Raw genomic sequence first — 25,627 nt, forward strand, 5'->3', positions numbered from 1 at the left:
GGTGGTGACGAACGCGCTGAACATCGCGTCGGAGCTGGCCGTGCGCCCCCACGTCAAGATCGTCGTGACGGGCGGGGTGGCGAGGCCGGCGTCGTTCGAGCTGAGCGGTCCACTGGCGACCCGGATCCTGGACGAGATCACGATGGACGTGGTGTTCCTGGGGGTGGACGCGGTCGACCCGGTCCACGGCGCCTACGCCCACCACGAGGGCGAGGCCAGCATCAACCGGCTGATGGCCGACCGTGCCCGCCGCGTCGTGGTCGTGGCCGACAACTCCAAGCTCGGCCGCCACGCCTTCGCCCGCATCTGCCCCCCGCCGGCCATCGACACGCTGATCACCGACAGCGAGGCGCCGCGGGAGGTGGTGGCCGCCTTCGAGGCGGAAGGCGTGACGGTCCACCGCGTCTAGCGTCTGGCGTCTAGTGCTGCCCGAGCATGTTCAGCACCAGCTCGCCGTACTGCTTACCCAGTACCTCCGGTGACGGTTTGCTGCTCGGCGAGTACCACCGCGCCACGTCGATCCCCAGGGACAGCACCGCGCGGGCCGCGGTTCGGACGTCCGGCACGGTGAACGCGCCGGCCTCGACGCCCCGCGTGATCAGGTCACGGACCAGGCCCTCGGTGCCGCGCCGCAGCTCCAGCACCACCTTGTGGTCATCCGCCGTGAGGGCGTCCAGCTCGTGCTGCACCACCCGGGCGATCACGTGCCGCTTCGCGTGCCAGGCCACGAAGTTCTCGACCAGGGCACGCGTGGCGTCCACCGGGTCCTCGTGCTCCTCGATCGTCGTCCGGACCATCTTCAGCGTCCGTTCGTGGCCGCTGCGGCTGATCGCGAACAGCACCGCCGACTTCGCCGGGAAGTGCACGTACAGCGCGGCGGGCGACATGCCGGCCGCCGTCGCGATGTCCCGCGTCGTCGTGGCGTGGTAGCCACGGACCGCGAACGACTCGACGGCGGCCGCCATCAGCCGGCGAGCGGCCTCCGGCCGCACCTCCGGCCACGGGTCCTCGGGCAGTGCCGAACGGGTCGCGTCGCTCATCCGCGGGCCGCCTTCCGCTCCCGCCTCACGCGACTATGTTCGCGTGCGGCGCCAGCAGCTGTCTGTGCTGCCCCGCCGTGCCGAGCGCGATCGAGTCCGCCTTGGCGCGCTTCAGGTACAGGTGCGCCGGGTGCTCCCACGTCATCCCGATGCCGCCGTGCAGCTGCACGGCCTCCTCCGCGGCGTGCAGCGCGACCGTGGAGCACAGGGCCTTCGCCAGCGACGCCGACAGCGGGCCGGGGTCGTCGGCGGCGTTGCGCGCCACGGCACGCGCGAGCACGAGGTCCTGCCACACGTCGGCCAGCCGGTGCTTCAGCGCCTGGAAGGAGCCGACCGGACGCCCGAACTGGTGCCGCTCCTTGAGGTAGGCGACGGTCGTGGTCAGGCACCACTCGGCGACACCCAGCTGCTCGGACGCCAGCAGCCCGGCGGCGGTCCACAGTGCACCGTCCACAGCGGACTCCGCGGACTCCGGTCCGGCGAGCAGCGTGCTGGACGCCCCGTCGAGCGTGAGGTCCGCGACCGGCCGGGTCAGGTCCAGCGACGTCACCGGCTCGACCGTGACGCCCTGCTGCTCGACGGAGACGGCGTGCAGCTCCAGGCCGCCGGCGCCGGCGGCGGGCACCAGCAACAGGTCCGCGACCGACGCGTCGGCCACCGAACGGACCCGCCCGGTCAGCCCCTCGCCGGTCTCGACCGGCGCCACCGCGGAACCGGGCGCAGTGGCAAGGGAGACCGCCAGCGTCGCGACGGTCGAGCCGTTGCCGAGCGCGTCGAGCAGCGAGCGGACCTCGTCGGTCGGCTTGCAGCCCAGCAACGCCGTCGTGGCGAGCACCGCGCTGCCGAGGAACGGCACCGGCGCGACGAACCGGCCCAGCTCCTCCATCACCACCGCGGTCTCCCGCAGCGACGCGCCCTGCCCGCCAAGCTCCTCCGGCACGTGCAGCGACGCCGCCCCGAGGCCCGTCAACGCACGCCACAGATCGAGGTCGTACGGCTCGGCCGTCTCACACCGCGCCAGCACGTCGGCCGGTTGGGCGCGGTCGGTGAGCAGATCCCTGACGCTGGCCCGCAGATCGGTCTCGATGTCGGTGTACAGCAGGTTCATCGCGGCAGGTCCTTCCACGCGACCTTGGTGTCCGTGCGGGGCTCCGCCGGCAGGCCGAGCACGCGCTCGGCGATGATGTTGCGCAGCACCTCGGACGTGCCGCCCTCGATCGAGTTGCCCTTCGCCCGCAGGTAGCGGTAGCCGGCGTCGCGGCCGGTGAACTCGACCTTCTCCGGCCGCCGCATCGTCCAGTCGTCGTAGCGCAGGCCGTCCACGCCGAGCAGCTCGACCTCCAGGCCGGACAGCCGCTGCGCGAGCCGGGCGAACTCGAGCTTCATCGCCGAGCCCTCCGGTCCGGGGGCGCCGACCGCGAGCTGCTGTCGGAGCCGCTCGCCCGCCAGCCGCAACGCCTCCGACCGCGCCCACAGGTCGAGCAACCGGTCGTGCAGCTCGGTCGTGTGGCCCGCCGGGTGGTCCCGCCAGGTCTGGGCGACCACGTCGGCCATGCTGCCGCCGGCGGCAGGGCGGCTGCCGATGGCGACGCGCTCGTTCATCAGCGTGGTCTGCGCGACCTGCCAGCCCTCGCCGACCGCGCCGAGCCGGTTCGCGTCCGGCACCCGCGCGTCGGTCATGAACACCTCGTTGAACTCCGCCTCGCCGGTGATCTGGCGCAGCGGCCGGACCTCCACGCCGGGGTCGGTCATGTCGAGGATGAAGTACGTGAGACCGGCGTGCTTGGGCAGGTCGGGATCGTGCCTGGCCAACAGGATCGCGAAGCGGGCGTTGTGCGCGCTCGACGTCCAGACCTTCTGCCCGGTCACCCGCCAGTCGTCACCGTCGCGTACGGCACGCGTGCCCGCTGCGGCGAGGTCGGATCCCGCGCCCGGCTCGGAGAACAGCTGGCACCACACCTCCTCGCCGGTCCACAGTGGACGAAGGAAGCGCTGCTTCTGCTCGTCCGTGCCGAAGGTGAGGATGGTCGGCGCGGCCATGCCCAGCCCGATGCCGATCCGGCGCGGGTCGTTGTCCGGGGTGCCCCTCAGCTCCTCGTCCACGACGGACTGGAGCTGGCGAGGAAGGCCCAGCCCGCCGAGCCTGGTGGGGAAGTGGACCCACGCGAGCCCGGCGTCGAACCGGGCGCGGAGGAAGTCCAGGCTCGCCATGGCGTTCGGGTCGTTGTCGCTGAGAAACGCGCGGCTCAGCTCCCGCAGCTCCGTCTCGTTCACGGTACGTACACCACGATCGTCTCGGCGACACAGGCCGGTTTGTCGGTGCCCTCGATCTCGATGGTCCAGCGGAAGGTGACCTGCCTGCCCTGCGCCCGGTCGGTGAGGTCGACCAGCTCGGCGCCGGCCCGGATCCGCGAGCCGACCGGCACGACCGACGGGAACCGGACCTTGCCGAGTCCGTAGTTGATGCCCATCGTCAGGCCGTCGACGCGCAGGACGTCCTTGCCCAGGAAGGGAATCAGGGACAACGTCAGGTAGCCGTGGGCGATCGTGGCACCGAACGGGCCCTGCGCCGCCTTCTCGGCGTCGACGTGGATCCACTGGTGGTCGCCGGTCGCGTCGGCGAACAGGTCGACCTGCTCCTGGGTGACGGTGTGCCACTCCCCGTGGCCGAGGTGCTCGCCCTTCGCGGCGGCGAGCTCGTCGAGATTCGCGAAGACTCGCATCGGATGAAACCTCAGTCCTGTGGCCCGCCGGCCACGTAGATCACCTGGCCGGACACGAACCCGGCCTCGTCGCTCGCGAAGAACGACGCCATCGCCGCGATGTCCTCCGGCTGCCCGATCCGCCGCACCGGGATCGCCGCGGCCGCGCCCTGCTTGAACTGCTCGAACTCGACCCCGACGCGGGCCGCGGTCGCCGCCGTCATGTCGGTCTCGATGAACCCGGGCGCGATCGCGTTGGCCGTGACCCCGAACTTGCCCAGCTCGATGGCCAGCGTCTTGGTGAACCCCTGCATGCCGGCCTTGGCCGCGGAGTAGTTGACCTGGCCACGGTTGCCGAGCGCGGAGGTGCTGGAGAGGTTGATGATGCGGCCCCAGCCCTGCTCGGTCTGGTACTTCTGCACCTCGCGGGTCATCAGGAACGCGCCGCGCAGGTGCACGCCGAGGACCAGGTCCCAGTCGTCCTCGGACATCTTGAAGATCAGGTTGTCGCGCAGGATGCCGGCGTTGTTGACCAGGACGGTGGGCGGGCCGAGCTCGTCGGCCGCCCTGGTCACGGCGGCGGTCACCTGCTCGGCGTTCGAGACGTCGGCCCCGGTTGCGAGCGCCTTCCCACCGGCGGCCTGGATGGCGGCGACGGTGTCCTTGCAGTTGTCCTCGACAAGATCGAGCACACCGACCGCGAAGCCGTCCTGGGCAAGACGCTTGGCGATGGCGGCGCCGATGCCACGAGCAGCGCCGGTGACGATCGCGACACGGGACGGGGCCACAGGTTCTCCTTCTGTTCGACGAGCTAAGCAAGCGCTTAGTAAGCTACCTCGCGCGTGCGTTCCGGGCAACAGTGAGATGTGACGGGCGGGTGACGTCCCGCGCGGTTCGGACGCGGCCGGTGGTGACCCGGATTACCCTGGGGATATGTTCCGCCGCCGGCCGATCGTCCAGAACGAGATCGTCGCGCGTCAGATGAGACAGTTCTTCCGCTCGCTGCGGGAGACCAGACCGGACGGCGTCGCGAAGAGCTATGGCGCATTCCTGTGGGACCGCTCGACCGAGAACCTGGACAACGCGAATGAGCTGTCCAGGGCCCGGTTTCACATCGGCCTGTCGGCCGGTGCGGAGAGTTTCGACCAGCTCACCAAAAGGGCCGCGCTTGTGTCGGACACGCTGCTGCTGTGCCATGACTGGAAGGGCGCCTATCACGGTATCGGTGAAAGTCGCCGGAAGGGGTGGGAGTACCACGCCGGCGCGTACACCCCGGCCGACTCGGACTACGCGGTCGCGGAATGGCTGGCCGAGCGCAAACGCGAGCAGGCCGCGCGGCAGGTCGAAAGCGCGCGCGTCTATGGCATGCACTGCCCCGATCTCACCGAGCTGGGCCGGTGGCTGCTCGGCGCGCGTGATCTGCTCGAAGCGGGGCTGGCCTGGTACCTGCCCAGCTATTCGGTGGTGACCCACCTCGGCGCCGACGACGACAAGCCCTACATCGAGAGCTTCGGCGAGGCGGAACGGGCAAAGGCGGTCGATTTCCTGATCCAGGACGGCCGGGCCGTGGACACCTCGGAGGTGCGGCCGGTCAAGAGCCGGCTCGTGCGGCCGCTGCTGCAGATCGACCTGCCGTTCATGGACGGCGTGAGCATTCGCGACTTCAGCAGGATAACCATCGAGGAGTTCGCGTCGTACTCGGCTTTTCGCGATTTCCTGCGACTCAGCTTCCTGGAGCTGGACGAGTCACTGAACGCGGTCCAGTCGGACAACGAAATCGTCAAGCTGGGTCTGCGGATCAAGGACGAGGTCCGTTCCGCGCGCGCGGAGATGGAACGCGTCCGCCGGCGGAGGTCCGTCGCCGTGACCGGCGCGGTCGTCGGGTCGGTCGGCGCGGTCCTGGTGGCCGTGTACGGACCGGCGCTGGCCGCGGCGGTCGCCGCTCTCGGCGCCAGCGGTGGCCTGTGGGGGATCGTGAACGCGGCCGCGGAGAACAGCACGCGGGTCCTGCGGGAGAACGAGTGGCACTACGTGTGGGTGCTGGCCAGGAAGAGCGGCACCCACGTCGCCTAGTGCTTCGGGGTCACCCGGCGTCGCTCAGAACGTGAAGCCGCCCGGTTTGCCGTTGCGGTCGGCGAGCAGGCCGGCGAGCGTCGCGATCGCGATCTCCGGTGGGGTGCGGGAGCCGATGTTGAGGCCGATGGGCCGGTGCACCCGCGCGATCTCGCCGTCCGCGACGCCCAGCTCGCGCAGTGCCGCCACGTGCGGGCCCTGGTGGCGCGGGTTGCCCATGACCCCGATCCACCGCGCCGGCTGCTTCAGCGCCTCGGCCAGCACGTGCCCCAGCTCGGCCCGGTGGTGGTCGGTCACCACCACGTCCGCGTGTTCGTCGAGACCGGGGACGTGGGTGAACACCGTGGCCGCGTCGGACTGCTCGTTGGTGACGCGGGCGCGCTCGGGTTCCACCAGCACCGTGCGGTAGCCGAGGTCGCGCCCGTACCGCAGCAGCAGGTCCGCCACCGGGGACGAGAAGACCGCCACCAGGGTCCGGGTCTCGACCTCGCCGGGAGCCTCGCCGTGTGCTACCGCACAGCTCGGGTCGTCGATCGTCATGGGCTCTAGGGTGGCACGTGTGCCCAAATAGTGCTCGCTCCGCTCGGGAGAACGTCATTACCTTGCCGTACAACGGCTTGGCCCTCGACCGCGGGCGGCGGTCGGACGCCGACTGGCTCGCGGCCGCGCTCGACGCCGGACAGATCCTCGCCTACTGGCAGGACAAGTGCCTCGTCGCCGGCGGGCGGCCGGTGCGCCTTCCGACGACCGACCGCGAGGTCGTCTTCCTCGGCGCGGCCGAGACGGCCGTGTTCGCCGCCGACCTGTCCGACCTGGACGCCGACACGGCGGTGGCGCAGGCCGGCGCGGAGGCCGCCGTCGACATCCGCGTGCTGTTCCCCCAGCTCGACCGCCAGGAGGCCGCGACCCTCGCGTACGCCCGCGGCATGCTGCACTGGACGCGCAACCAGCGGTTCTGCGGCGCCTGCGGCGGCCGGACCGCCGCGGAGCAGGCCGGGCACGTCCGGCGCTGCGCGGACTGCGGGAAGCTGCACTTCCCCCGCATCGCGCCGGCCGTGATCATGCTGGTGGAGTCCCCTGACCGCGAGAGATGCCTGCTGGCCAGGCATCGGGGCGCGCGTGACTACTCGACGCTGGCCGGGTTCGTCGAGATCGGCGAGAGCCTGGAGGACGCCGTGCGGCGGGAGCTGCACGAGGAGGCGGGGGTACGCGTGAGCGAGGTCAGCTACCAGGCGTCACAGGCATGGCCGTTCCCGTCCGGGCTGATGGTCGGCTTCCGCGCCCGTGCCGACACCGAGGACGTCGCCGTCGACCACGACGAGCTGGCCGAAGCCCACTGGTTCACCCGCGACGAGGTCCGCGCCCAGGGCGGCACCCGCCACGACTCGATCGAGTCCTACCTGGTCGAGACCTGGCTGGGCGAACGGTAATTGAGGTGCGGCCGGCGATCCCGCGGGCCAGGATCGAGCCCATGTCGTTCGAGGAGCTGGTCGCCGAGGCAGAGGCCGTTTCCGTGGACGGCTGGGACTTCTCGTGGCTCGACGGGCGCGCGAGCGAGGAGCGGCCGCCGTGGGGGTACCAGCGGCTCGTGGGGGAGCGGATGGCCGAGGCGACCGTCGCGCTCGATCTCCAGACCGGCGGTGGCGAGGTGCTGGCCGGCGTGCCGAGGCTCGCGCGGACGACCGTGGCCACCGAGTCGTGGCCACCCAACATCGCCCGCGCGCGGGAGAACCTGCGGCCACGCGGCGTGACCGTGGTCGCCGATCGGGACGAGCCGTCGTTTCCCTTTCGCGACAACGCCTTCGACCTCGTCGTCAGCCGGCATCCCGTACGGGCCTGGTGGTCGGAGATCGCGCGGGTGCTCGCGCCCGGCGGCACCTACCTGTCGCAGGAGGTCGGGCCGGCCAGCGTGTTCGAGCTGATCGAGTTCTTCCTCGGGCCGCGGCCGAAAGAAGGGCGCGACCCCGGGAAGGCACGCGAGCTGGCCGAGGCCGCCGGCCTCGAGGTGGTCGGCCTGCGGAACGCCCGGCTACGCATGGAGTTCCACGACATCGGCGCCGTCGTGTACTTCCTGCGCAAGGTGATCTGGATGGTGCCCGGCTTCACGGTGGCGCGGTACCGGCCGGCACTGCGCGAGCTGCACGACAGGATCACCGCGGAAGGGCCGTTCGTCGCGCACAGCTCGCGGTTCCTCATCGAGGCTCGAAAGCCGGCTCGGTGAGGTGGGCCTTGGCGATCTTGCGGAAGTCCGCGACCAACCGGTTCCTGTCGCCGGCGCGGGTCGCCAGCACGACGTGCGCCGGCTCGACCCCTTCCAGCGGGACGGTGGTGAGCTCCGGCCGGATGGCGGTCGCCTGTAGTCCGGCCGACACGATCGCCACGGCCTGCCCGGCCGCGATGTACTCCAGCTTGTCCTGCAGGTCCTCGACCAGCGGGCCGTCGGGAGCCGGGCGGCCGTCCGGCCGTGGGTCGACGCGCCAGAAGGCGTTCCAGGCCGGGTCGAGCACCCTCGGCACGGGCTCGTCGGCGATGTCGTCGAGGGTGACGTACTCCTTGCCGGCGAGCCGGTGGTCGAGCGGCACGAGCAGCGCCCTCGGCTCGTCGTAGAGGACCGTCACGTCCAACCCGTCGGTGGCCAGCGGCATCCTGGTCACCGCGGCGTCCACCCGGTGCTCCAGCAGCGCCTCACGCGGCTCGTTCCAGTCCATGTGCAGGACGCGCACGTCCGCGTCCGGGTGCCGGTGGCGCAGCTCGCGCACGGCCGAGGTGACGAACAGGTTCCCCATGTAGCCGATGGTGATCCGGGTGGGCCGGGCGGCGGCCTTCGTGCGTGCCTGCGCCTCGTCGGCGGAGCGCAGCAGTGCCTTGGCGAGCGGGAGGAAGACCTCGCCGGCCTCGGTCAGCCGGGTGCCCTGGGGCGTGCGGTCCAGCAGGCGGGCGCCGAGGCGCTGTTCGAGGCTGCGGATCTGGCGGCTCAGCGACGGCTGGGCCACCCGCAGCGCCACGGCGGCACGGCCGAAGTGCCGGTGTTCGGCGACGACGGTGAAGTACCGCACCAGCCGCAGGTCGAGGTCGGACATGCAGCCAGTCTAGCTGCGGTGATGCCTCGAACGTATTGCGTGGTTCGAAACGGGACTTGGATTTCGGCGACGCTTCGCGGGCACGGTGGAGTCACCAACGTCCGAACAGACAAGGAGTGCACACGATGCGTGTGTTCGTCACCGGCGCGAGCGGCTTCATCGGCTCGGCCGTCGTTCGTGAGCTGCTCGACGCCGGCCACGAGGTGCTCGGGCTCGCCCGCTCGGACGAGGGTGCCGCCGCGGTCGCCACGGCCGGCGCCCAGGTGCTGCGCGGTTCGCTGGAGGACCTCGACAGCCTGCGCCGCGGCGCGGCGGACTCGGACGGCGTGGTCCACACCGCGTTCATCCACGACTTCGCCAACCACGGCGGTGCCATCGAGACCGAGCGGCGGGTCGTCACCGCGCTCGGCGAGGTGCTCGCGGGTTCCGGCCGCCCGCTGGTCGTCTCCTCCGGGAGCGTGGTGGTCGCACAGCCCGGCCGGCCGGCCACCGAGCAGGACCCGTCCGACCCGTCGTGGCTTCGGCTCGTGTCCGAGGAGACGGCGTTCGCGTTCGTCGACCGCGGCGTCCGCGCGTCCGTGCTGCGGCTGCCCCCGACCGTGCACGGCGCGGGCGACCGCGGCTTCGTCCCGATCATCATCGACGTGGCGCGGGAGAAGGGCGTGTCGGCCTACCCGGGTGACGGCGCCAACCGCTGGGCCGCCGTCCACCGCCTCGACGCCGCGAACCTGTTCCGGCTGGCGCTGGAGTCCGCACCCGCCGGGACGACCCTGCACGCGGCCGCCGAGGAGGGCGTCCCGGTGCGGGAGATCGCGGAGGTCGTCGGCCGGCACCTCGACGTGCCCGTGCGGTCCATCCCCGGCGAGGAGTCGGCCGGCCACTTCGGCTTCGTCGGCCAGTTCCTCCGCCGCGACGTGTGGGTGTCGAGTGCGTGGACGCGCGAGCGGTTCGGCTGGCAGCCCGTGCGGCCGGGCCTGATCGTGGACCTCGAGAAGGGGCACTACTTCACGCGACCCTAGGCGGCACGCTGCCGGGCGCGGCGGCCGTGCACGCGCCGGTCGGAGGTGGACATGTTGGCGGCCCGGCCCAGCGGTGGCGGGTCCTGGACATGGTCGGGCACGCTCACTTCGACACAGCTCGGACAGGTATCGATCACATGTTCGATACTATCACCGTGCTTCGCGGGTGACACTGGTGGGTGGAGGTGACGTCGATGCGCTTCCGGGACCGTGCGGAGGCGGGGCAGGTGCTCGCCGCGCGCCTCGGTCACCTGCGTGCGGCCGGACCGGTGGTCGTGGGGTTGCCGCGCGGCGGGGTGCCGGTGGCCGCCGAGGTCGCGCACGCGCTGGACGCCGAGCTGGACGTCGTGCTCGTGCGCAAGATCGGCGCGCCGGACCGGGAGGAGCTTGCCGTCGGGGCGGTCGGCGAGGACGGCGTGACCGTCCGGAACGAGGCCCTCCTGCACGACCTCGGTCTCACCTGGGGCGAACTCGCCGCGCAGGTCGAGCACGCGCGTGCGGAGATCCGCCGCCGGGCCGCGACCCTGCGGCACGGCCACCCGCGCCCGGACCTCGCCGACCGCACGGTGATCCTGGTCGACGACGGGATCGCCACCGGCGCCACCGTGATCGCCGCGCTGCGGATCCTGCGGCACCTCGGCACGTCGCGCATCATCCTGGCCGTGCCGGTCGCGCCGCCGGAGTCGCTGCGTGCCCTGGCGCCCCTCGCGGACGAGATCGTCTGCCCGGCGGCGCCGGCCGACTTCTCCGCGGTCGGCCAGTGGTACGACGACTTCACCCAGGTGCCGGACCGGGAAGTGCGTGCGCTGCTGCGATAACTACGCTGGCCGCGTGGCTCCTTTCGATCTTCGCACCGACCTGGCCGTGGATCGCGCGTTCCTCCTCGCGACGAACGGCCCGGTGACCCTGTTCCGGAGTCGCGAGGTCCTGGCGGAGACCACGGCCTGGCTCGCCGAACACGGCTACCAGCTGGTCGGCCTGGCCGCGGGTGGATGGACCACCCTGGCCGGCTTCCACGAGGACATCAAGGCCGGCCTGGACTTCCCGGACTACTACGGCCACAACCTCGACGCGTTCAACGACTGCATGCGCGACGTCGCGACCTACGACTACGGCGCGTCCCCCGACGCCACCGGCACGGTCCTCGTGTTCACCGGCTACGACGCCTTCGCCGGCCGCGAGCCCCGGGCCGCGCAGGTCATCCTCGACATCATCGCGGGCACGGCCCGCTCGGCCATGCTCGTCGGTCACCGCCTGCTGTGCCTGGTCCAGTCGGACGACCCGCGGCTCGGCTTCGAGCCGCTCGGCGCCACCCGCGCCGAGTGGAGCCCCACCCGCTGGCCCACCCGCGGCTGAGCGCGCGTCAGAGCTGGCCGGCGTCGAGCACCCGGACCGCCGCCGCGCCGATCTCGTCGGAGGCGGCCAGGTCGATCTCCGCGGTGAAGCCCCAGTCGCCGTCGCCGGCCGGGTCGTCGAAGATCTGCCTTGCCGCCCAGCGGTCCTCGTGCTCGGTGATCATCAGGAACCGTGGCCCACGCGCGTCCGGGCCCGTCCGGATCTGGTCGTGCTCGTCGAAGTACGGCTCCAGCGCGTCGGCCCAGGACTCGGCGTCCCAGCCGGCGTCGCGGTCGAGCTCGCCAAGGTCGGCCCACCGCCGCGCGGCCGCCAGCTGCACCCGGTGGAACAACGCGTTGCGCACCAGCACCCGGAACGCCCGCACGTTCCGCGTCACCGCGGGCGCCCGCTCGTCCGCGTCCGCCGACAGGACCTCGTCGTCCGGGTTGGTCAGCCTTTCCCACTCGTCGAGCAGGCTCGAGTCGACCTGGCGGACCAGCTCCCCGAGCCACTCGGTGAGGTCCGCAAGCTCCTCGGTCTTCGCCTCGTCCGGCACCGTCTGCCGCAGCGCCTTGTACGCGTCGGCCAGGTACCGCAGCACGATGCCCTCACTGCGGGCGAGCTGGTAGAAGCCGACGTACTCGGTGAAGGTCATGGACCGCTCGAACATGTCGCGTGCCACGGACTTGGGCCGCACGTGGTAGTCGCCGACCCACGGGTGCCCCCGCCGGTAGGTCTCGTACGCCCCGTTCAGCAGCTCCTCGGCCAGCGGCTTGGGGTAGGTGACGTTCTCGAGCAGCGCCATCCGCTCCTCGTACTCCACCCCGTCGGCCTTCAGCGCCTGCACGGCCTCACCCCGCGCCTTGTGCTCCTGCGCGGACAGGATCTGGCGGGGATCCTCCAGGGTGGACTCGATGACCGACAGCACGTCCAGCGCGTAGGAGGGCGACTCCCGGTCCAGCAGCTCGATCACGGCCAGCGCGAACGGTGACAGCGGCTGGTTCAGTGCGAAGTCCAGCTGCAGGTCCACGGTCAGCCGGATCGACCGCCCCTGCTCGTCGGGCTCGGACAGCCGCTCGACCACCCCGGCGGACAGCAACGCCCGGTAGATCGCGATCGCGCGGCGGATGTGCCTGCGCTGCGCCGGCCGCTCCTCGTGGTTGTCCTCCAGCAGCCTGCGCATGGCCGTGAACGCGTCGCCCGGCCGGCCGATCACGTTGAGCAGCATGGAATGCGTGACCGCGAAGCTCGACGTGAGCGCCTCGGGCTCCGCCTCGACCAGGCGCTGGAACGTCGGTTCGCCCCAGCCGATCGAGCCCTCCGGCGGCTTCTTCTTCACGACCTTGCGACGCTTCTTCGGGTCGTCGCCCGCCTTGGCCAGCGCCTTCTCGTTGTCGATGACGTGCTCGGGCGCCTGTACGACCACGTTGCCGACCGTGTCGTAGCCCGCCCGGCCCGCGCGGCCGGCGATCTGGTGGAACTCGCGTGCCTTGAGCAGCCGCACCCGCTGCCCGTCGTACTTGGACAGCGCGGTGAACACGACCGTGCGGATCGGCACGTTGATGCCGACACCGAGCGTGTCGGTGCCGCACACGACCTTCATCAGGCCGGCCTGGGCGAGGCGCTCGACGAGCCGGCGGTACTTGGGCAGCATGCCCGCGTGGTGCACGCCGATCCCGTGCCGCACCAGGCGCGACAGCGTCCTGCCGAAGCCGGCGGTGAACCGGAAGTTGCCGATGAGCTTCGCGATCTGGTCCTTCTCCTCGCGCGTGCACACGTTGATGCTCATCAGGTTCTGCGCGCGTTCGAGCGCCGCGGCCTGCGTGAAGTGCACGACGTAGATCGGCGCCTGGTTGGTGCCGAGCAGCTCCTCGATCGTCTCGTGCAGCGGGGTGAGGCGGAACGAGTAGAACAGCGGCACCGGCCGTTCGGCGGAGGTGACGACCGCCGTCGGCCGGCCGGTGCGGCGGGTCAGGTCCTCCTGGAAGCGCGCGACGTCGCCGAGTGTCGCCGACATCAGCAGGAACTGCGCCTTCGACAGCTCCAGCAGGGGAATCTGCCAGGCCCACCCGCGGTCCGGCTCGGCGTAGAAGTGGAACTCGTCCATGATCACCACGCCGACGTCCGCCGCGTTCCCCTCCCGCAACGCGATGTTGGCGAGGATCTCCGCCGTGCAGCAGATGATCGGCGCGCCCGCGTTGACGCTCGAGTCGCCGGTGATCATGCCGACCTTGTCGGCGCCGAAGATGTCGCACAGCGCGAAGAACTTCTCACTCACCAGTGCCTTGATCGGCGCGGTGTAGAAGCTGCGCTGGCCGCCGGCGAGCGCGGCGAAGTGCGCGCCGGTGGCCACCATGCTCTTACCGGAGCCCGTCGGCGTGGACAGGATGACGTTCGCCCCGGAGACGATCTCGATCATCGCCTCCTGCTGCGCCGGGTACAGCGAAAGACCCTCGCCCTCCGCCCACGTGGAGAAGGCGTCGAAGAGGGTGTCCGGATCCTGCTCGGCGGGCAGCACATCAGTCAGAGTCATGGTGACATCGATGGTGCCACGTCCTGGGGCTATCCGAACCGAGGGGCGTGCTCCCCGGCGGTCTGCCGGGGGATGGCGGGCGGATCCAGCTCGTGCCACCGCTGGAGTGCCTCCGGCGGCGGCCAGTTCGGCATGACCTCGGCGACCTTCCGGTGCACGGCGAGCGCGTCACCACAGCTCTCCCGCCAGGTCATGGCGTCGTGGTGCAGCTGGTCGCCGAGCGCGAGCTGGGTGTGCAGCGAGTGCCGGTAGATGCCTTCGGGGTCCAGATGGGTCGGTACGGCGCCGGTGCATTCGGGGCAGCGGCACGGCCACAGGTGCGCGAGATCGGGCGTCCTGGACACGATCCGGGCGAGCACGGCCGGTCGGTGGTGACCGAGCAGGGCCGGCACGAAGAGGCCGGAGGTGATGCCGAGCGCGCCGGTGTGGGCGCCGTGGCACAGCGCGCCGAGCGCGCCGATGTCGGAGCGGAGCACGAGCACGGGCACGGTGGCGGCGAGCAGCCGGACGAGCCCGCCGGTGACATATCGGGTGCCGACGACGGCGACGGGTAGGCGTGCGTCGTTGAGCGTGGCGATCAGCCGGGTGAGCTGCGTCCGCTCGGCGAACCAACCGTTGGCCAGGGGAAGGGTGACGACCAGCGGCTGCGGTTGGTGGGCGGCGTCGTGGAGGACGCGGTAGAGGCCGGCCCAGTCGCCGGCGGCGAGGTAGCCGGAGTCGGTGAGGGCGACGAGGCCGAGGTCGTGTTGTTCGGCCGTCCAGTCGCGGCTGAGGCCGGCGCCGGCCGGGACGCGGTGGCGTCCGGTGTAGCGGGCGGCGTCGCAGAGGATCGGGGCTTGGTAGCCGAGGCGGTGGAGGTGTCGGACGGTCGAGCGGGGCTTGGGTCCGGTCAGTACGAGCCCGGAGTGGTACCGGGCGGTGATGGGCGCGACGGTGTCCGCTCGCTCGAGCGGGCACTGGACGAGTAATCGGTAGCGGAGGCCTTCTAAGGACATGCCCTATACCGTGCACTGTGTGCGCATGTCTTGTCACGGCATGTCACACCATTAGTTGGCAATTCCGTCCGTATGGTCGCTATTACTACGTGCCGTGCTCGAACGCATGCGCTATTGCAACGGTGATCTTGACTCCTGGCTGCGTTAGTGAGCAGAATTCGTGTTTGAAATTAATTCACATTCGTGCCCGATCTGGAGGGCCGTGATGTCCCTGCGTTACCTCGCGGCAGCCGCCGTGCTCCTCGTGCTTGGCGCGCCGGCCGCCACCGCCGCCGAACCCACCGCTTCAACAACCGCTTTGCCGACCGCCGCCGTGGCGCTCGGGGACAGCTTCATCTCCGGCGAAGGCGGCGGGAACTACTCCGCCGTGACAGACGTCAACGGAGTGTCCCAGGGCTTTCCCGGCTGGTCGGCGGACAACACCAACGCGTACTTCTGTCACCGGTCACCGAACGCGTCGCTGTTCCGGGCGACGTTGCCCGGCATCCAGGACCGCTTCAACCTCGCGTGCTCGGGCGGCCAGCCGTACGACGTGCTGAACGCTTCGCCGGGCCGCGCCAAGGGCCGCTCGGTGGCGTCCCAGCTCGACCAGCTGCGTGCGGTGGCGGCCACCCACGACATCGACCTGGTCCTGGTGGGACTGGGCTCGAACAACAGCTCCTTCACCTTCGGCGACGCGGCTTCGGTGTGTGCCAACAGGTTCATCGCCGACGCGTGGACGGGTTGGTGGGAGTTCTGGGCGTACCTGGGCGGTCCGGTGCCGCAGGAGCCGTGCACGCTGTCGGACCTGGCCACCGACGCGGAGGTGTCGTCGGCGACCGCGGAGACGACCACCGCGTTGCGCGCGTTGCTGACCACGTTGGACCAGGTCGACGCGGACGGTCAGCACCGGGTGGTGTTCCAGGACTACACGAACCCACTGCCGACGGACTACGCCCAGCGCTACTGGGAGGAGGACGGCCGGGCCGACGACCGCGACAAGTTCCGCGCCCTCGGGGCGGAGCGGTACGCGGCGGGCTGCCCGGCCCACCGCGCGACCCTGGCGGCGGGTCACCTGTTCTCGCAGGCGCTCGGGACGATCGTGCGGTCGGCACACCAGACGCTGTCGGCGGAGTTCCCGTCGGACGACCTGGTCTACGTGAACGTGCAGTCCGCGTTCAACGGGGCGCGGCTGTGCGAGCAGGACGGCAGCCCGGCGAACGCGTTGGCGACCCCGATCCGCCTGATGGACGGTCCGAGCGGAACGTTCGTGACGAGCCTGTCCGGCTACGACAAGCTGGACATCCAGCGGATCGCCAACACGTGCGTGACGTACTTCCAGACGTGCCAGGAGTCGTGGCACCCCAACGTGAACGGCTACGGGGTGCTGGGGCAGTGCCTGTCGGGCGCGGCGGTCACGGCGTCTCGACAGGTCGCGTGCGTTCGACAGAGTGATGGCAGCGTGTCGGTGGGGTAGGGAAGACGGCCCGCCTGGCCGCCCGCGACCCGGGCGGCCAGGCGTGGTGTCAGTCGGCGGCTCAGCCGCCCCGCGCCGTTGTGGCCCTGACGCTCAACGGCGGGCGGTCAACCTGCGGGTCTGCTCGCGCAATATGTCCACCATGCGGGTCAGGTAGTCGGCGATGGCCCGCATCTCCTGCTCGTCGTAGCGGGAGTTCAGGGCGTTCATCGCCGTGGCCAGGTCGCCGAAGACGTCTGGTCGGTGGCCGGTGGCGGTGACCAGTACCCGCCTGCGGTCGTTCGGGTCGTGGGCGCGGTGGACCAGGCCGGCGCGGGCCAGCCGGTCGATCATGCCCGTCACCGCGCCGGGGGTCAGCCCGGTCCGCTCCGCCAGTTCGCCGGCCGACATCGCGCCGTCGCGGCTGATGAAGGTCAGCGCCCGCTGGTCGCCCGCGCTCACGCCCAGGTGTGCGCCCACCGCCTCGTGGAACATGACCACCGCCGTGCTCAGGTCGCGGCCCAGCTCGTCACCCGTCCGCCCGGTCTGAGCTGCGTGATCCTCCTTCGGCATGCGAGGTACTTTACCCGGCCAGTTATTTTAGTATAGTCAACTAAAATAACTCTGGAGGGCAGCATCATGAGACTTCGCCACGAGTGGCGGCTGGCGATCTCCGTCCCACGCTGGGCATGGCACTTCTACCGCCGCCACGTCGTACTCGTCGTCGGGCTGTCGTTGGTCGGGTCCGTGCAGCGCCTGATCGTCGTCAACTGGACCGACGAGATCCCGCACGCGGTCGCCCTCGGCTCGGAGGTGGTCGTCATGGCCGCACGCCTGCTGCTGCTCGTCGCGATCTGGCGGCTGGCCACCCCAAAGGGACGCCCGAGCCGGGCCCACCTCCGCGCCTTCCTCCGCGAGCACTGGCCGAGCCTCCTGTGCCAGGCAGGCCTGCTCGCGGCAGCGGCGGCGGTCTTCGACCTCGGCCTCGAGGGGCTCGCCGGCCTGCTGCCGGCGTCCGCCCGGCAGACCTACCTCGCCGTCCTGCTGTTCGTGAAGAACCCGACGGTCATCGCCTTCACGTTCGTCTGGCTGGTCGGCATCGTCCGGCAGCTGGTGCTGGCGTCAGCCCGCCGCGGCGTGCTGGTGGGGGAGTAGCAGCGACAGGTCGATCGCGTCCGCCATCGCCGACGTGCCGGCGTCGTTGGGGTGCAGGTGGTCACCGCTGTCGTACAACGGGTTCAGCGCCGTCGGGTCGTCCGGGGCGGCCGTCGCAGCGGCGAAGTCGACCACCGCGTCGAAGGTGCCGCTGTGGCGGATCCAGTCGTTGACCGCGGCCCACGTCTCGACGCGTGCCGGTGTCTCGATGAACGAACCGCCGAACGGCGTGATCGTGCCGCCGACGATCCGCAGGCCCGCCGCGTGCGTCCGGTCTGCGACGAACCGCAGGCCCGCGATCAGGTCCGGCGCGGCCGCGTCGAAACCGATGTCGTTCACGCCTTCCAGCAGGATCACCGTCCGGACACCCGTCTGTGCGAACACATCCCGCGCCAGCCGGTCCACGGCCGGGACGCCGTAGAACGGCTCGCCATCGCGCGGGAGCAGCACGCGGTTACCGCCCAGGCCCGCGTTCACCACCGACATCGTCGGGCCGTGAACCGCGTTCAGGCGGCGGGCCAGGTGGTCCGGCCAGCGGTGGTTGGCGTTGCCGGTCGTCGCCGACGTGTCGGTGATCGAGTCGCCCAACGCCACCACCGAGCCGGCGACCGGCCGGTTCGGCGCCACGTCCACGCCGTCCGCCAACATCCAGCACGGCGTGTTGCCGAACGAGCCGCCAGCCACGGCGGTGGACCGGTCGCCGGCCGCCAGGAAGTTGCCCTGCGCCGTGAACGGGTGGTTGGTGACGGGACCGGTCGGGCCGGGCACGTACACGCTCACCAGCAGCGTCGACAGCGCCGCCACGGGCAGGGGCACGGGATCGCTGAACAGCTCGCGGCCCGCGGGGATCGTCACCGACCGGTGGCCGTGGAACCTCAGCTCCCGCACCGTGCCGGGCACCGCGTCGGCCGCGGAGGACTGGACCGCCACCGACGCACGACCGACGCGCAGGGGCGTCGTGCCGAAGGCGTTCGTCAGCCGGACCCGCGCCGAGCTCCCGCCCACGCTCACGAACACCACGTTGCGGACCGTCTGGTCGGTCAACCCGTTGCCGGCGGGGCAGTCGGAGAACGGGATCACGCTCCCGACGACCGGGCTCGCCGCCCACGACGCGACCCATCGGGCACGGCCGAGCGCGCCGGCCTCCTGACCGTTCAGTACGAGCAACGTCAAGAGCGCCAAGGCGAACACGAGTCGCAGACCACGGTGTCCAGACATGTCGCGCAGCATATCCACGACCTGCGGCAACGAGCTGCGTCCGAACGGGGACAACCGCGGATAACCTTCCGTTGCTGAACGTTCAGGACCACTGAACGTTCAGGCGCGCCGCACCGTGATCCTGGTCCATGCTCCGATGTAGACCCGGTCACCGTCGGCCAGTGGGCGCGGCACGTTGGGGCGCAACGGGTTCTTCTCCTCGTTCACCTGCGTCCCGTTCGCCGAGTCCAGGTCCACAATGGACCACGAACCGTCGGCCTGCGCGATCAGCAGCGCGTGCAGGTGCGACACGCCAGGATCCTCCGGCGGCCCCAGCAGGTCGATGTCCGGCATGATGCCCCGGCTGCGGCTCTGCCGGCCGATGCTGATCTCCTTGCCCGCCAACGGGAAGTGCCGGTCCGGGCAGTACGGCGGGAACTGGATGGCCGACGCGTCCGGCCCGTCCGCCGCCATCACCGAGTCGAAGTACGTGCGGTCCGCCGTCACGGTCGCCGTCCAGGTGGACGCCTCCACCCGGTCCGTGGGCACCGGTGGCGCGTCCTCGACCACGACGGTCCTGGCCGCGGCCGTCACGGGCGCCGCGGGCGGCGGCGCGAGCGAGTCGTGGCCGCACTCCTCACAGAACCGTCCGGCCAACGCGGCACCGCACGCCTTGCAGGTCGTGCCCGCGGCCGGCAGCTGCGCCTCGGCGGAGGTGGGCGCGTCGGCGACGGAGGCCGGCGCGCCGCCGATCTCCCGGCCGCAGACGTCGCAGTACTCCTCGTCCGTCGAGGTGTGGCCCTGTGGACAGGTCGCCATCGAGCGCCTCAGCCTTCCGTCGACTGCTTCTTGCGCACCCGCATCGTCTTGGACGACCGGGTGTCCAGGGTCATCTCGTCGACCGTCTCCACCTTGCGCTTCAGCCGCACCGTCCCGGTCCGCGCGTCCTCGACGTCGACCACCTTCGACAGCAGCTTCGCGGTGTCCGTGTGCCCGGTCTCGGTCGCGAGCTGCACGGCCCGGCCCAGCTTCGCGGTCGCCGTCTCGACGTCGCCCGCCTTGCGTGCCTCCAGCCCCTCCTGGATCGCCGACGCCAGCTCGGCCTGACCGGTGTAGTGCGCGACCTCCCGGTTGATGCGCGTGGACAGCGCCGTGTCCTCGGTCCACACGGCCAGGATCCGGCCCTTGCCGAGCACCTGCTCCTCCGCGCCGGCGGAGCCCGGCACCACCAGGCTCACCCGCCCGGCCAGCATCCGCTCGCCCGGCGCCGCGGCCGGCACCTGCACGCACACGTGGTAGTCCCGCGTCTCCGAGCCCCACGAGCCGGTCGGGTAGTCACCGCTGCGCGGCGGCACCTCGACCCGCCGCGCGGTGAGGTCCGCGAGCGTGGGCTCCACCTGCTTCACGAACTTGACCGTCGCGCCCATCGGCGTCCACAGCCGCAGCGCCACGTCCGCGACCGCCTTGTCCATCGCCGAGGCCGCCATCGCGCGGAAGTCCGCCTCGAGGCCCTCCGGCTCGGCCACGATGTCGACCGTGCCGAGCAGCGTGTCGGCGATCGTCCGCAGCTCCTTGACCTCCCAGTCGGTGCCGACGCCGCGGCAGTCGCACACGAAGTGCCCGGCCACCTCCTGCAGCGTCCTGGCGAGCTGGCGCGGCGTCTCGTGCATGTTCTGGCCGTCGGTCAGCAGGATCGCGTGCCGCATCGGCGCCGCCGACGTCGCGAACAGCGAGTCGGCCAGCCGCAGCCACTTGCCGATCGCCGTGCCGCCGTTGGCGGCGAGCTTCGTCACCGCCTCCTTGGCCTCGGCCCGCGTCTGCGGCGAGGAGACCACCATGCCGTGCTGGTAGGGATACACCAGCCGCGACTCGTCCGTGCCGGCCACGACGGCGAACTCCACGCCGTCGCGCAACGTGTCGATGGCCGCGGCCGTCGCCTGCTTGGCCGACGCCAGCTTCGTGCGGGGCACGTGCATCGACCCGGAGCAGTCGACGATGATCACCTCGGCGGCGCCGCCCGAGACGCTGGGCCCGGTGGGCGCGCCCGTCGACGTGACCGTGACGATCGCGTTCACCTCGGCGGAACCCGCCGCCAAGTACTCGTTCTGGTAGACCTCCACCGAGAAGTCGGTCATGGTTTCTCCCCTCCGGTCGGCGGGAACGGCACGAGCACCGTCGTGATGTTGTCGTGGCCGCCGAGCTTCAGCGCCAGCGCGGTCAGTTCCGCCGCGGCCGTCATGCCACCCTCGGCCGGCATGACCTCCGTGAGCGCCGCCGCGTCCGGCACGTAGTTCCACAGGCCGTCGCTGCACAGCAGCACGTGCCCCGGCCCGCCCGGCGCGACGGTCACCACGCGCGGCTCGATCTCGCCGGCGTCCGCGCCGATCCACTTGGACAGGGCGTGCGCCTGGTACACCGCGTTGGCCTCCTCCTCGCTCAGGCCCTCGGCCATGAGCTCGGCCGCCACGGTGTCGTCGGCCGTCAGCATGCGGGAGGACATGGCCGCCGAGTCCGGCGCGGCCAGCCAGTACACCCTGCTGTCGCCGACCGACCCCACCGTCACCTCGGTCGGCGTCACCACGACGGACACGAACGTGCAGGACGGCGCGGTGCCGGGCACGTTCGGGTCGGCGAGCTGCGCCACCGCAGAGATCGCCTGCGCCACCGCGGCCTTCGTCGCCGCGGTCGGGTCACCGTTCTCGAGCACCGCGTCGAGCAGCACGGAAGTGGCCTCGTCCACGGCGCGCTGCGAGGCGCTGTCGGCCCGGTCGGAGGTCGCGACCCCATCACACACCACCGCGACGACCGTCGGCGGGGCGTCCCCGCCGAGCACCGTCCCGAACGCCATCGAGTCCTCGTTGCGCGCCCGCCGGTTGCCCTTGTCGCTGACGCCGACGACCAGCCCGAGGTCGCACTCCATCCGGTCCCGCCCGCTCGGCTGCGCACGCCCGCAGTCCTCGCAGAACCCGTCGGCGCCGACGTGCTCGCCGCCGCAGGCCACGCACGCGCCGCCGGCCGGTTTCAGCGTCGGCCCACCGAGCGGGGTCCGTTGCACAAGGAGACTCTGTCCGCAGTTCTCGCAGAAGCGGTCCTCGGGTCCGACGGGGGTGCCGCAGCCGGGGCAGTTGGTTACGGTCACACCCACGTCCTCGGTCGGATCTGGTTCGCGCTGTCCACCAATGTGATGCGCTCCCTCGTGCTGTTCGCGTGCCGCGCGAGTGTCCGGTAGCAGCTCTCCAGCGCGGCCCGCAGGTCGATGTCCGTCAGTGCGCAGCCAAGCACAGACCCGCTCGAGTTCCCGTTGTGGGGCAGCCACGCCAGCGCGGCGGAGAAGACCCGCTCCGACGCGTGCGCCCTGCGGACCACGTCCAGGTCGAGGTCGGTGAGCAGTTCACCGGCGGCGACCAGGTCGTCCTCGGTGAGATCGTTCGCCGGAACGTCCCGCACCCGCACGTCGGCGGCCGCGAGCCGGGCGGTCACATGATGGTTCGACGTCTCCGGCACGGAACACAGGACGTCGAACGCCTCCGACCGGTTGCCCGTCGCGATCAAGGACCGCGCGAGGCCGAACGCCGCGCTCACGTAGCCGCGGTCCGTGCCCCACACGACGCGGTAGAAGCGGTCGGCCGTCGCCCAGTCGCCCCGCGCCTCCGCGCACGCCGCGAGCGCGAGCTTCGGCGCGGCCTCGCCCGGCACCGCCGAGTAGACCTTGTCGAAGTGCTCGGCCGCCTGCGCGGGCTTGTTCTCGGCCAGCCCGAGCATGCCCCGGTACCACTCGACGAGCCACAGCCGCTCCAGGTCGAGCGCGTCCGTGGACAGCTCGAGCAGCCGGCGGCGGGCGGAGGCGAACTCGCCCCCCTCCAGGTAGGCGCGGGCGATCCGCAGCCGCACCTCGACCGACGAGTGCGGCGCCATGCGCAGCTCGTCGACCAGCGCCAGCGGGTCGGTCGACGTGACCGTCGCGAGGAACGCGGCCGCCGGGTCGTTGCCGTCCACCCTGGGCACCGGCAGCGAGTGGACCAGCGACGGCATGGCCGGGCCGGCCGCGAGGTCGATGGCGAACGAGCGGCGCTCCGGCGTGAACTCCGCGGACGGGCCGGGCCGCGGCTGGAGGTCGTCGGTCGCCAGCACCTCACGCAGCACGCCGGTCAGCTGGTCCTTCATCTCCTCGGCGGAGGTGAAGCGCGCGGACGGCTCACTCGCGGTCGCGCGGAGCAGGAACCGGTAGAACGAGTCGTACCGCGCGAGCAGCGGCTCCTCGGCCGGGTTCGGCAACCGGTCGACGTACGAGCGCTGGAAGTCGAACGGGAACGCCATCACCGCGAGCGTGCGGCCGATGGTGTACAGGTCCGAGGAGACCGACGGACCCACGGCGGCGATCTCCGGCGCCTGGTAGCCGATCGTGCCGTAGACGGCGCTGTCGTCGTCGTCCAGATGCCGGACGGCGCCGAGGTCGATCAGCTTGAGCAGTTCCTCGGTCTGGATCACGTTGTCCGGCTTGAAGTCGCAGAACAGGAGGTTCAGCGTGTGCAGGTAGCCGATTGGCGGCAGCATCTCCAGCACGTAGGCGATCGCGCGGTCCAGCGGCAGGCACGCCTGCGGCCCCTCGGCAGCGCGGATGTCCTTGAGCATCTCTTTGATGGACTGACCCCCGACGTACTCCATCACGATGTAGCCGACCATCGTGTTGGTTTCCTTGTCGAGGTGCTGGACGAAGTTGTGGATCTTGACGATGTTCGGATGCTCGACCTCGGCGAGGAACCGCCGCTCCGCGACGGCGGCGGCGAGCGCGTCCACGTCGCCGGTGTCGAGCAGGCCCTTGAGCACGACCCACCGGTCGGCGACGGCCCGATCCAGCGCGAGGTAGATCCAGCCGAGCCCGCCGTGCGCGAGGCAGCCGAGCACCTCGTACTGGTCGTGCAGGATCTCACCCGCGGAAAGCTTGGGGGAGAACGAGAAGCGGTTCCGGCAGGACGTGCAGAACCCCTCGGTGCGACCGGGCTTGCCGTCCTTGCCGCGACCCACCTTCGCGCCGCAGTTGCTGCAGAACCGCTTCTCCTCGGGGACCTTCGGATCGTCGAGAACGGCGGCCTTCGGGTCCCGGTACGGGACGCGAGGCACCTCGACCAGGCCCGCGCCGAGCAGTCCACGACTGGACGAACGCGTCGAGCCGCGACGCGAGCTGCTCGTGACGGCGCCGGTCGACGCCGTCCAGCCGGTCGCGACCGAGCCCGTACGGATGCTGCCGGTGCGTGTGCTGCCGGGGTCGTGGTCCTCCGTGGCGCCGCCGGTGGGCCCGAACGTGGCCGGCTTGGCCGGCGCCGCGGGGGGCATGGTGCCGGCGGGGGCCTCGAGGCCGCAGGTGTCGCAGAAGCCGTCCTCGTCGAGCGTGCCGTCGCAGTCGTCGCGCGGGCAGGACAGACCGCCGAGGGAGGCGGGCGTCGGGGGAGCGGGCGGGGTGGCGTCGTCCGGCGTCGTCCGGCTGCTCGACGCGGATGCCGCAGCCTTCCCTCCGCCGGGCGCCTTCGCGGATGCCGCCGCCCTCGACGCGCCGGGCGCCTTCGCCGCGGCGGGCGCTTTCGCGGATGCCGCCGCTTTCGCCGCAGCGGGCGCCTCCGCGGAAGCGGGCGCGCTGGCTGCAGCGGGGGCTTCGAGGCCGCAGGTGTCGCAGAAGCCGTCCTCGTCGAGCGTGCCGTCGCAGCCGGTCCGGGGGCATACCGTCATGACGCCCTCACGCCTTTCCCCGCCCTGCCCGACGCTACCTCCATGGCAACGAGCGAACCGTCCATCTTGCTCCCCGACCCCGTACGAAAGTCCCATTCGTGCGGGCAGCCTCCGCGAGCTCCGCTCATGGTGTCCCCTCCTCGCGGGTCCGGTCCTGGATCGCCTGGCGGTAGCGGTTCAGCGCGCGGGTCGCCGCCGGCAGGTCACACGGCGCGGTGAACAGGATCTCGTGTGCCTCGTCGTGCAACCCGGACAGCTCCGCGTCCTCCGCGTGCCCGAGCCGTGCCGCCTTCACCTGGTACGCCTCCAACCGGCCACGCAGCTCCGCGCGGCGGTCCAACAAACCCGTGATGGCACGGACCGAGGTGCGAACCGAGTCGAGCGTGGTCATCGCGAACCGGTCGAGCTCGTCGGTCTCCCGGCCCAGCGTCGCCCAGCCCGCGGTGTCCGTCCGCGCCCGCAGCCGCTGCAGTCGACCGTGGATGGCCGCCGAGCCCTGGTCCGTCGGCGTGGGCAGGCCGGGTGACGCGATCTTGTCCAGCACCGCCGTGTACGTCTGCCGTGCCATCGCCTCGGCCGCCTCGACGTCCGACACCACCGAGTCCAGCGCCGCCAGCCGGGAGGAGAACTCGTCGCGGATCCTGGCCAGCTCGGTCAGCCGGGTCTCCAGCTCGGTCAGCCGGCGCTCGATCTCCGGCAGCGCGTCGGTGGCCTGCGCGGTCAGGACGTCGGTGAGCACCAGCTCGCGAGCCTTCTCCAGGTCCCGGCGCAGGTTCGCGAAGTCACCCTCGCCGACCGACTCCGCCAGCACCGAGACCGCGTGCACGCGCCGGTCGATCGGGTCGAGCCGGCCGATCGCCGCCGACCACGCGGACTCGGCGGCCGCGAGCACCGCGGTCACCGTGTCGAAGGCCTGGCGCATCCGGCCGAGCAGCTCGGCCATCGTGATCCGCTCGGTGACCTGTGCCGCGCCGGTCAGCCCGCGCCGTTCGATCGGGATGGCCTCGGAGTCCAGCTCCACGACCGGACCGCCCAGGATGTGGGTCAGCTCCTCGATCTCCTCGTCGCCCGGCCTGGACCGGCGGGACCGGACCTCGCGCGCGCGGGCGACGAGGTCCCGGTAGGTCGTGTACTGCTCCCACAGCGTCGTCATCGCGGCGGACGCCTCGGTCCAGCGCTTCGCCGTCAGCCCGGCGAGCGCGGTGTCCCGCAGCAACCGGTGCCCGGGATGGGCGTCCATCTCCACGAGCGACGCGGCGATCCGCTCGCTGTCGGCCTCCACCTGAGCCAGCGCGCGGTCGATCTCCTCGCGGCTCGACAAGATCCCGTCCATCGCCGC

The 25,627-nt window shown here is 71.5% G+C and carries 24 protein-coding genes and 1 pseudogene; 9 read left to right on the top strand and 16 right to left on the bottom strand.

Going from position 1 to position 25,627, the window contains the following annotated elements; all coding sequences use genetic code 11:
* A pseudogene (locus VET29_RS38980) lies at positions 1-409 on the top strand (DeoR/GlpR family DNA-binding transcription regulator); the annotation flags it as partial.
* 10 nt (positions 410-419) lie between these two features.
* Here the strand turns inward: VET29_RS38980 and VET29_RS38985 are convergent.
* The 5 genes from VET29_RS38985 to fabG are packed head-to-tail and all read right to left on the bottom strand — an operon-like array spanning position 420 to position 4,530.
* On the bottom strand, positions 420-1,040 hold the full coding sequence (locus VET29_RS38985; RefSeq protein WP_324930717.1) for a TetR/AcrR family transcriptional regulator: 621 nt from the start codon (positions 1,038-1,040) through the stop codon (positions 420-422).
* A 25-nt stretch (positions 1,041-1,065) separates the two neighbouring features.
* Entirely contained in the window at positions 1,066-2,148 is a 1,083-nt protein-coding gene (locus VET29_RS38990) for an acyl-CoA dehydrogenase family protein (protein WP_324930720.1), read from the bottom strand.
* On the bottom strand, positions 2,145-3,251 hold the full coding sequence (locus VET29_RS38995) for an acyl-CoA dehydrogenase family protein (RefSeq protein ID WP_324930858.1): 1,107 nt from the start codon (positions 3,249-3,251) through the stop codon (positions 2,145-2,147). Before VET29_RS38995 ends, VET29_RS38990 begins: the two co-directional genes overlap by 4 nt.
* Before the next feature lie 59 nt (positions 3,252-3,310).
* Positions 3,311-3,763, bottom strand: a complete 453-nt coding sequence (locus VET29_RS39000; protein WP_324930722.1) for a MaoC family dehydratase — start codon at positions 3,761-3,763, stop codon at positions 3,311-3,313.
* 11 nt (positions 3,764-3,774) lie between these two features.
* Positions 3,775-4,530, bottom strand: coding sequence for a 3-oxoacyl-ACP reductase FabG (gene fabG / locus VET29_RS39005; RefSeq protein WP_324930725.1), 756 nt, complete (start codon positions 4,528-4,530; stop codon positions 3,775-3,777).
* A 145-nt stretch (positions 4,531-4,675) separates the two neighbouring features.
* On the opposite strand from fabG, the gene VET29_RS39010 reads away from it, so the two are divergent.
* Positions 4,676-5,815: a hypothetical protein gene (locus VET29_RS39010; RefSeq protein WP_324930728.1), complete on the top strand. Its 1,140-nt coding sequence runs from the start codon at positions 4,676-4,678 to the stop codon at positions 5,813-5,815.
* Between the two features lie 24 nt (positions 5,816-5,839).
* Here VET29_RS39010 and VET29_RS39015 read toward each other — a convergent pair whose 3' ends face one another.
* Positions 5,840-6,355: an XdhC family protein gene (locus VET29_RS39015; protein ID WP_324930731.1), complete on the bottom strand. Its 516-nt coding sequence runs from the start codon at positions 6,353-6,355 to the stop codon at positions 5,840-5,842.
* Positions 6,356-6,417: 62 nt separating this feature from the next.
* Here VET29_RS39015 and nudC point away from each other — a divergent pair, with 62 nt between their 5' ends.
* The gene (gene nudC / locus VET29_RS39020; RefSeq protein ID WP_324930734.1) at positions 6,418-7,245 is read left to right on the top strand and encodes an NAD(+) diphosphatase; all 828 of its coding nucleotides are present in this window, start codon (positions 6,418-6,420) and stop codon (positions 7,243-7,245) included.
* Positions 7,246-7,286: 41 nt separating this feature from the next.
* Entirely contained in the window at positions 7,287-8,036 is a 750-nt protein-coding gene (locus tag VET29_RS39025; protein ID WP_324930860.1) for a class I SAM-dependent methyltransferase, read from the top strand.
* On the opposite strand, the gene VET29_RS39030 is transcribed toward VET29_RS39025, so the two are convergent.
* Complete coding sequence (locus VET29_RS39030) at positions 8,008-8,895, bottom strand: LysR family transcriptional regulator (protein WP_324930737.1); 888 nt, start codon at positions 8,893-8,895, stop codon at positions 8,008-8,010. The two genes, VET29_RS39025 and VET29_RS39030, sit on opposite strands and share 29 nt — an antisense overlap.
* Before the next feature lie 125 nt (positions 8,896-9,020).
* On the opposite strand from VET29_RS39030, the gene VET29_RS39035 reads away from it, so the two are divergent.
* From VET29_RS39035 to VET29_RS39045, 3 genes are all read left to right on the top strand, one after another.
* Positions 9,021-9,914 (top strand): SDR family oxidoreductase, encoded by an 894-nt coding sequence (locus VET29_RS39035; RefSeq protein WP_324930740.1) that lies wholly within the window; start codon positions 9,021-9,023, stop codon positions 9,912-9,914.
* Between the two features lie 194 nt (positions 9,915-10,108).
* Positions 10,109-10,732, top strand: a complete 624-nt coding sequence (locus VET29_RS39040) for a phosphoribosyltransferase (RefSeq protein WP_324930743.1) — start codon at positions 10,109-10,111, stop codon at positions 10,730-10,732.
* A gap of 13 nt (positions 10,733-10,745) precedes the next feature.
* Positions 10,746-11,270 (top strand): barstar family protein, encoded by a 525-nt coding sequence (locus tag VET29_RS39045; protein WP_324930747.1) that lies wholly within the window; start codon positions 10,746-10,748, stop codon positions 11,268-11,270.
* Between the two features lie 7 nt (positions 11,271-11,277).
* Here the strand turns inward: VET29_RS39045 and VET29_RS39050 are convergent, their stop codons facing one another.
* Positions 11,278-13,782: a DEAD/DEAH box helicase gene (locus tag VET29_RS39050; protein ID WP_324930750.1), complete on the bottom strand. Its 2,505-nt coding sequence runs from the start codon at positions 13,780-13,782 to the stop codon at positions 11,278-11,280.
* A 29-nt stretch (positions 13,783-13,811) separates the two neighbouring features.
* The gene (locus tag VET29_RS39055; protein WP_324930752.1) at positions 13,812-14,777 is read right to left on the bottom strand and encodes a hypothetical protein; all 966 of its coding nucleotides are present in this window, start codon (positions 14,775-14,777) and stop codon (positions 13,812-13,814) included.
* Positions 14,778-14,982: 205 nt separating this feature from the next.
* Here VET29_RS39055 and VET29_RS39060 point away from each other — a divergent pair, with 205 nt between their 5' ends.
* Positions 14,983-16,233, top strand: coding sequence for a hypothetical protein (locus VET29_RS39060; protein WP_324930755.1), 1,251 nt, complete (start codon positions 14,983-14,985; stop codon positions 16,231-16,233).
* 93 nt (positions 16,234-16,326) lie between these two features.
* Here the strand turns inward: VET29_RS39060 and VET29_RS39065 are convergent, their stop codons facing one another.
* On the bottom strand, positions 16,327-16,785 hold the full coding sequence (locus VET29_RS39065) for a MarR family winged helix-turn-helix transcriptional regulator (protein WP_324930758.1): 459 nt from the start codon (positions 16,783-16,785) through the stop codon (positions 16,327-16,329).
* Between the two features lie 66 nt (positions 16,786-16,851).
* Between VET29_RS39065 and VET29_RS39070 the strand changes: the two genes are divergently transcribed.
* The gene (locus VET29_RS39070; protein ID WP_324930761.1) at positions 16,852-17,367 is read left to right on the top strand and encodes a hypothetical protein; all 516 of its coding nucleotides are present in this window, start codon (positions 16,852-16,854) and stop codon (positions 17,365-17,367) included.
* On the opposite strand, the gene VET29_RS39075 is transcribed toward VET29_RS39070, so the two are convergent.
* From VET29_RS39075 to VET29_RS39100, 6 genes are all read right to left on the bottom strand, one after another.
* Positions 17,335-18,585, bottom strand: a complete 1,251-nt coding sequence (locus VET29_RS39075; RefSeq protein WP_324930764.1) for an SGNH/GDSL hydrolase family protein — start codon at positions 18,583-18,585, stop codon at positions 17,335-17,337. The two genes, VET29_RS39070 and VET29_RS39075, sit on opposite strands and share 33 nt — an antisense overlap.
* Before the next feature lie 99 nt (positions 18,586-18,684).
* Entirely contained in the window at positions 18,685-19,383 is a 699-nt protein-coding gene (locus VET29_RS39080) for an FHA domain-containing protein (RefSeq protein WP_324930767.1), read from the bottom strand.
* An 8-nt stretch (positions 19,384-19,391) separates the two neighbouring features.
* Positions 19,392-20,699 carry a VWA domain-containing protein gene (locus VET29_RS39085; protein ID WP_324930769.1) on the bottom strand — a complete coding sequence of 436 codons (1,308 nt, stop codon included), beginning with the start codon at positions 20,697-20,699 and terminating at the stop codon, positions 19,392-19,394.
* On the bottom strand, positions 20,696-21,709 hold the full coding sequence (locus tag VET29_RS39090) for a protein phosphatase 2C domain-containing protein (RefSeq protein ID WP_324930771.1): 1,014 nt from the start codon (positions 21,707-21,709) through the stop codon (positions 20,696-20,698). The genes VET29_RS39085 and VET29_RS39090 overlap by 4 nt, the downstream gene beginning before the upstream one ends.
* Positions 21,700-24,288: a tetratricopeptide repeat protein gene (locus VET29_RS39095; protein WP_324930774.1), complete on the bottom strand. Its 2,589-nt coding sequence runs from the start codon at positions 24,286-24,288 to the stop codon at positions 21,700-21,702. The genes VET29_RS39090 and VET29_RS39095 overlap by 10 nt, the downstream gene beginning before the upstream one ends.
* A 124-nt stretch (positions 24,289-24,412) precedes the next feature.
* Complete coding sequence (locus VET29_RS39100; protein WP_324930777.1) at positions 24,413-25,621, bottom strand: hypothetical protein; 1,209 nt, start codon at positions 25,619-25,621, stop codon at positions 24,413-24,415.
* Positions 25,622-25,627: the final 6 nt, after the last annotated feature.

Origin of the sequence: Actinophytocola sp. (assembly GCF_035634895.1) — a bacterium.
Classification (GTDB): domain Bacteria; phylum Actinomycetota; class Actinomycetes; order Mycobacteriales; family Pseudonocardiaceae; genus Actinophytocola.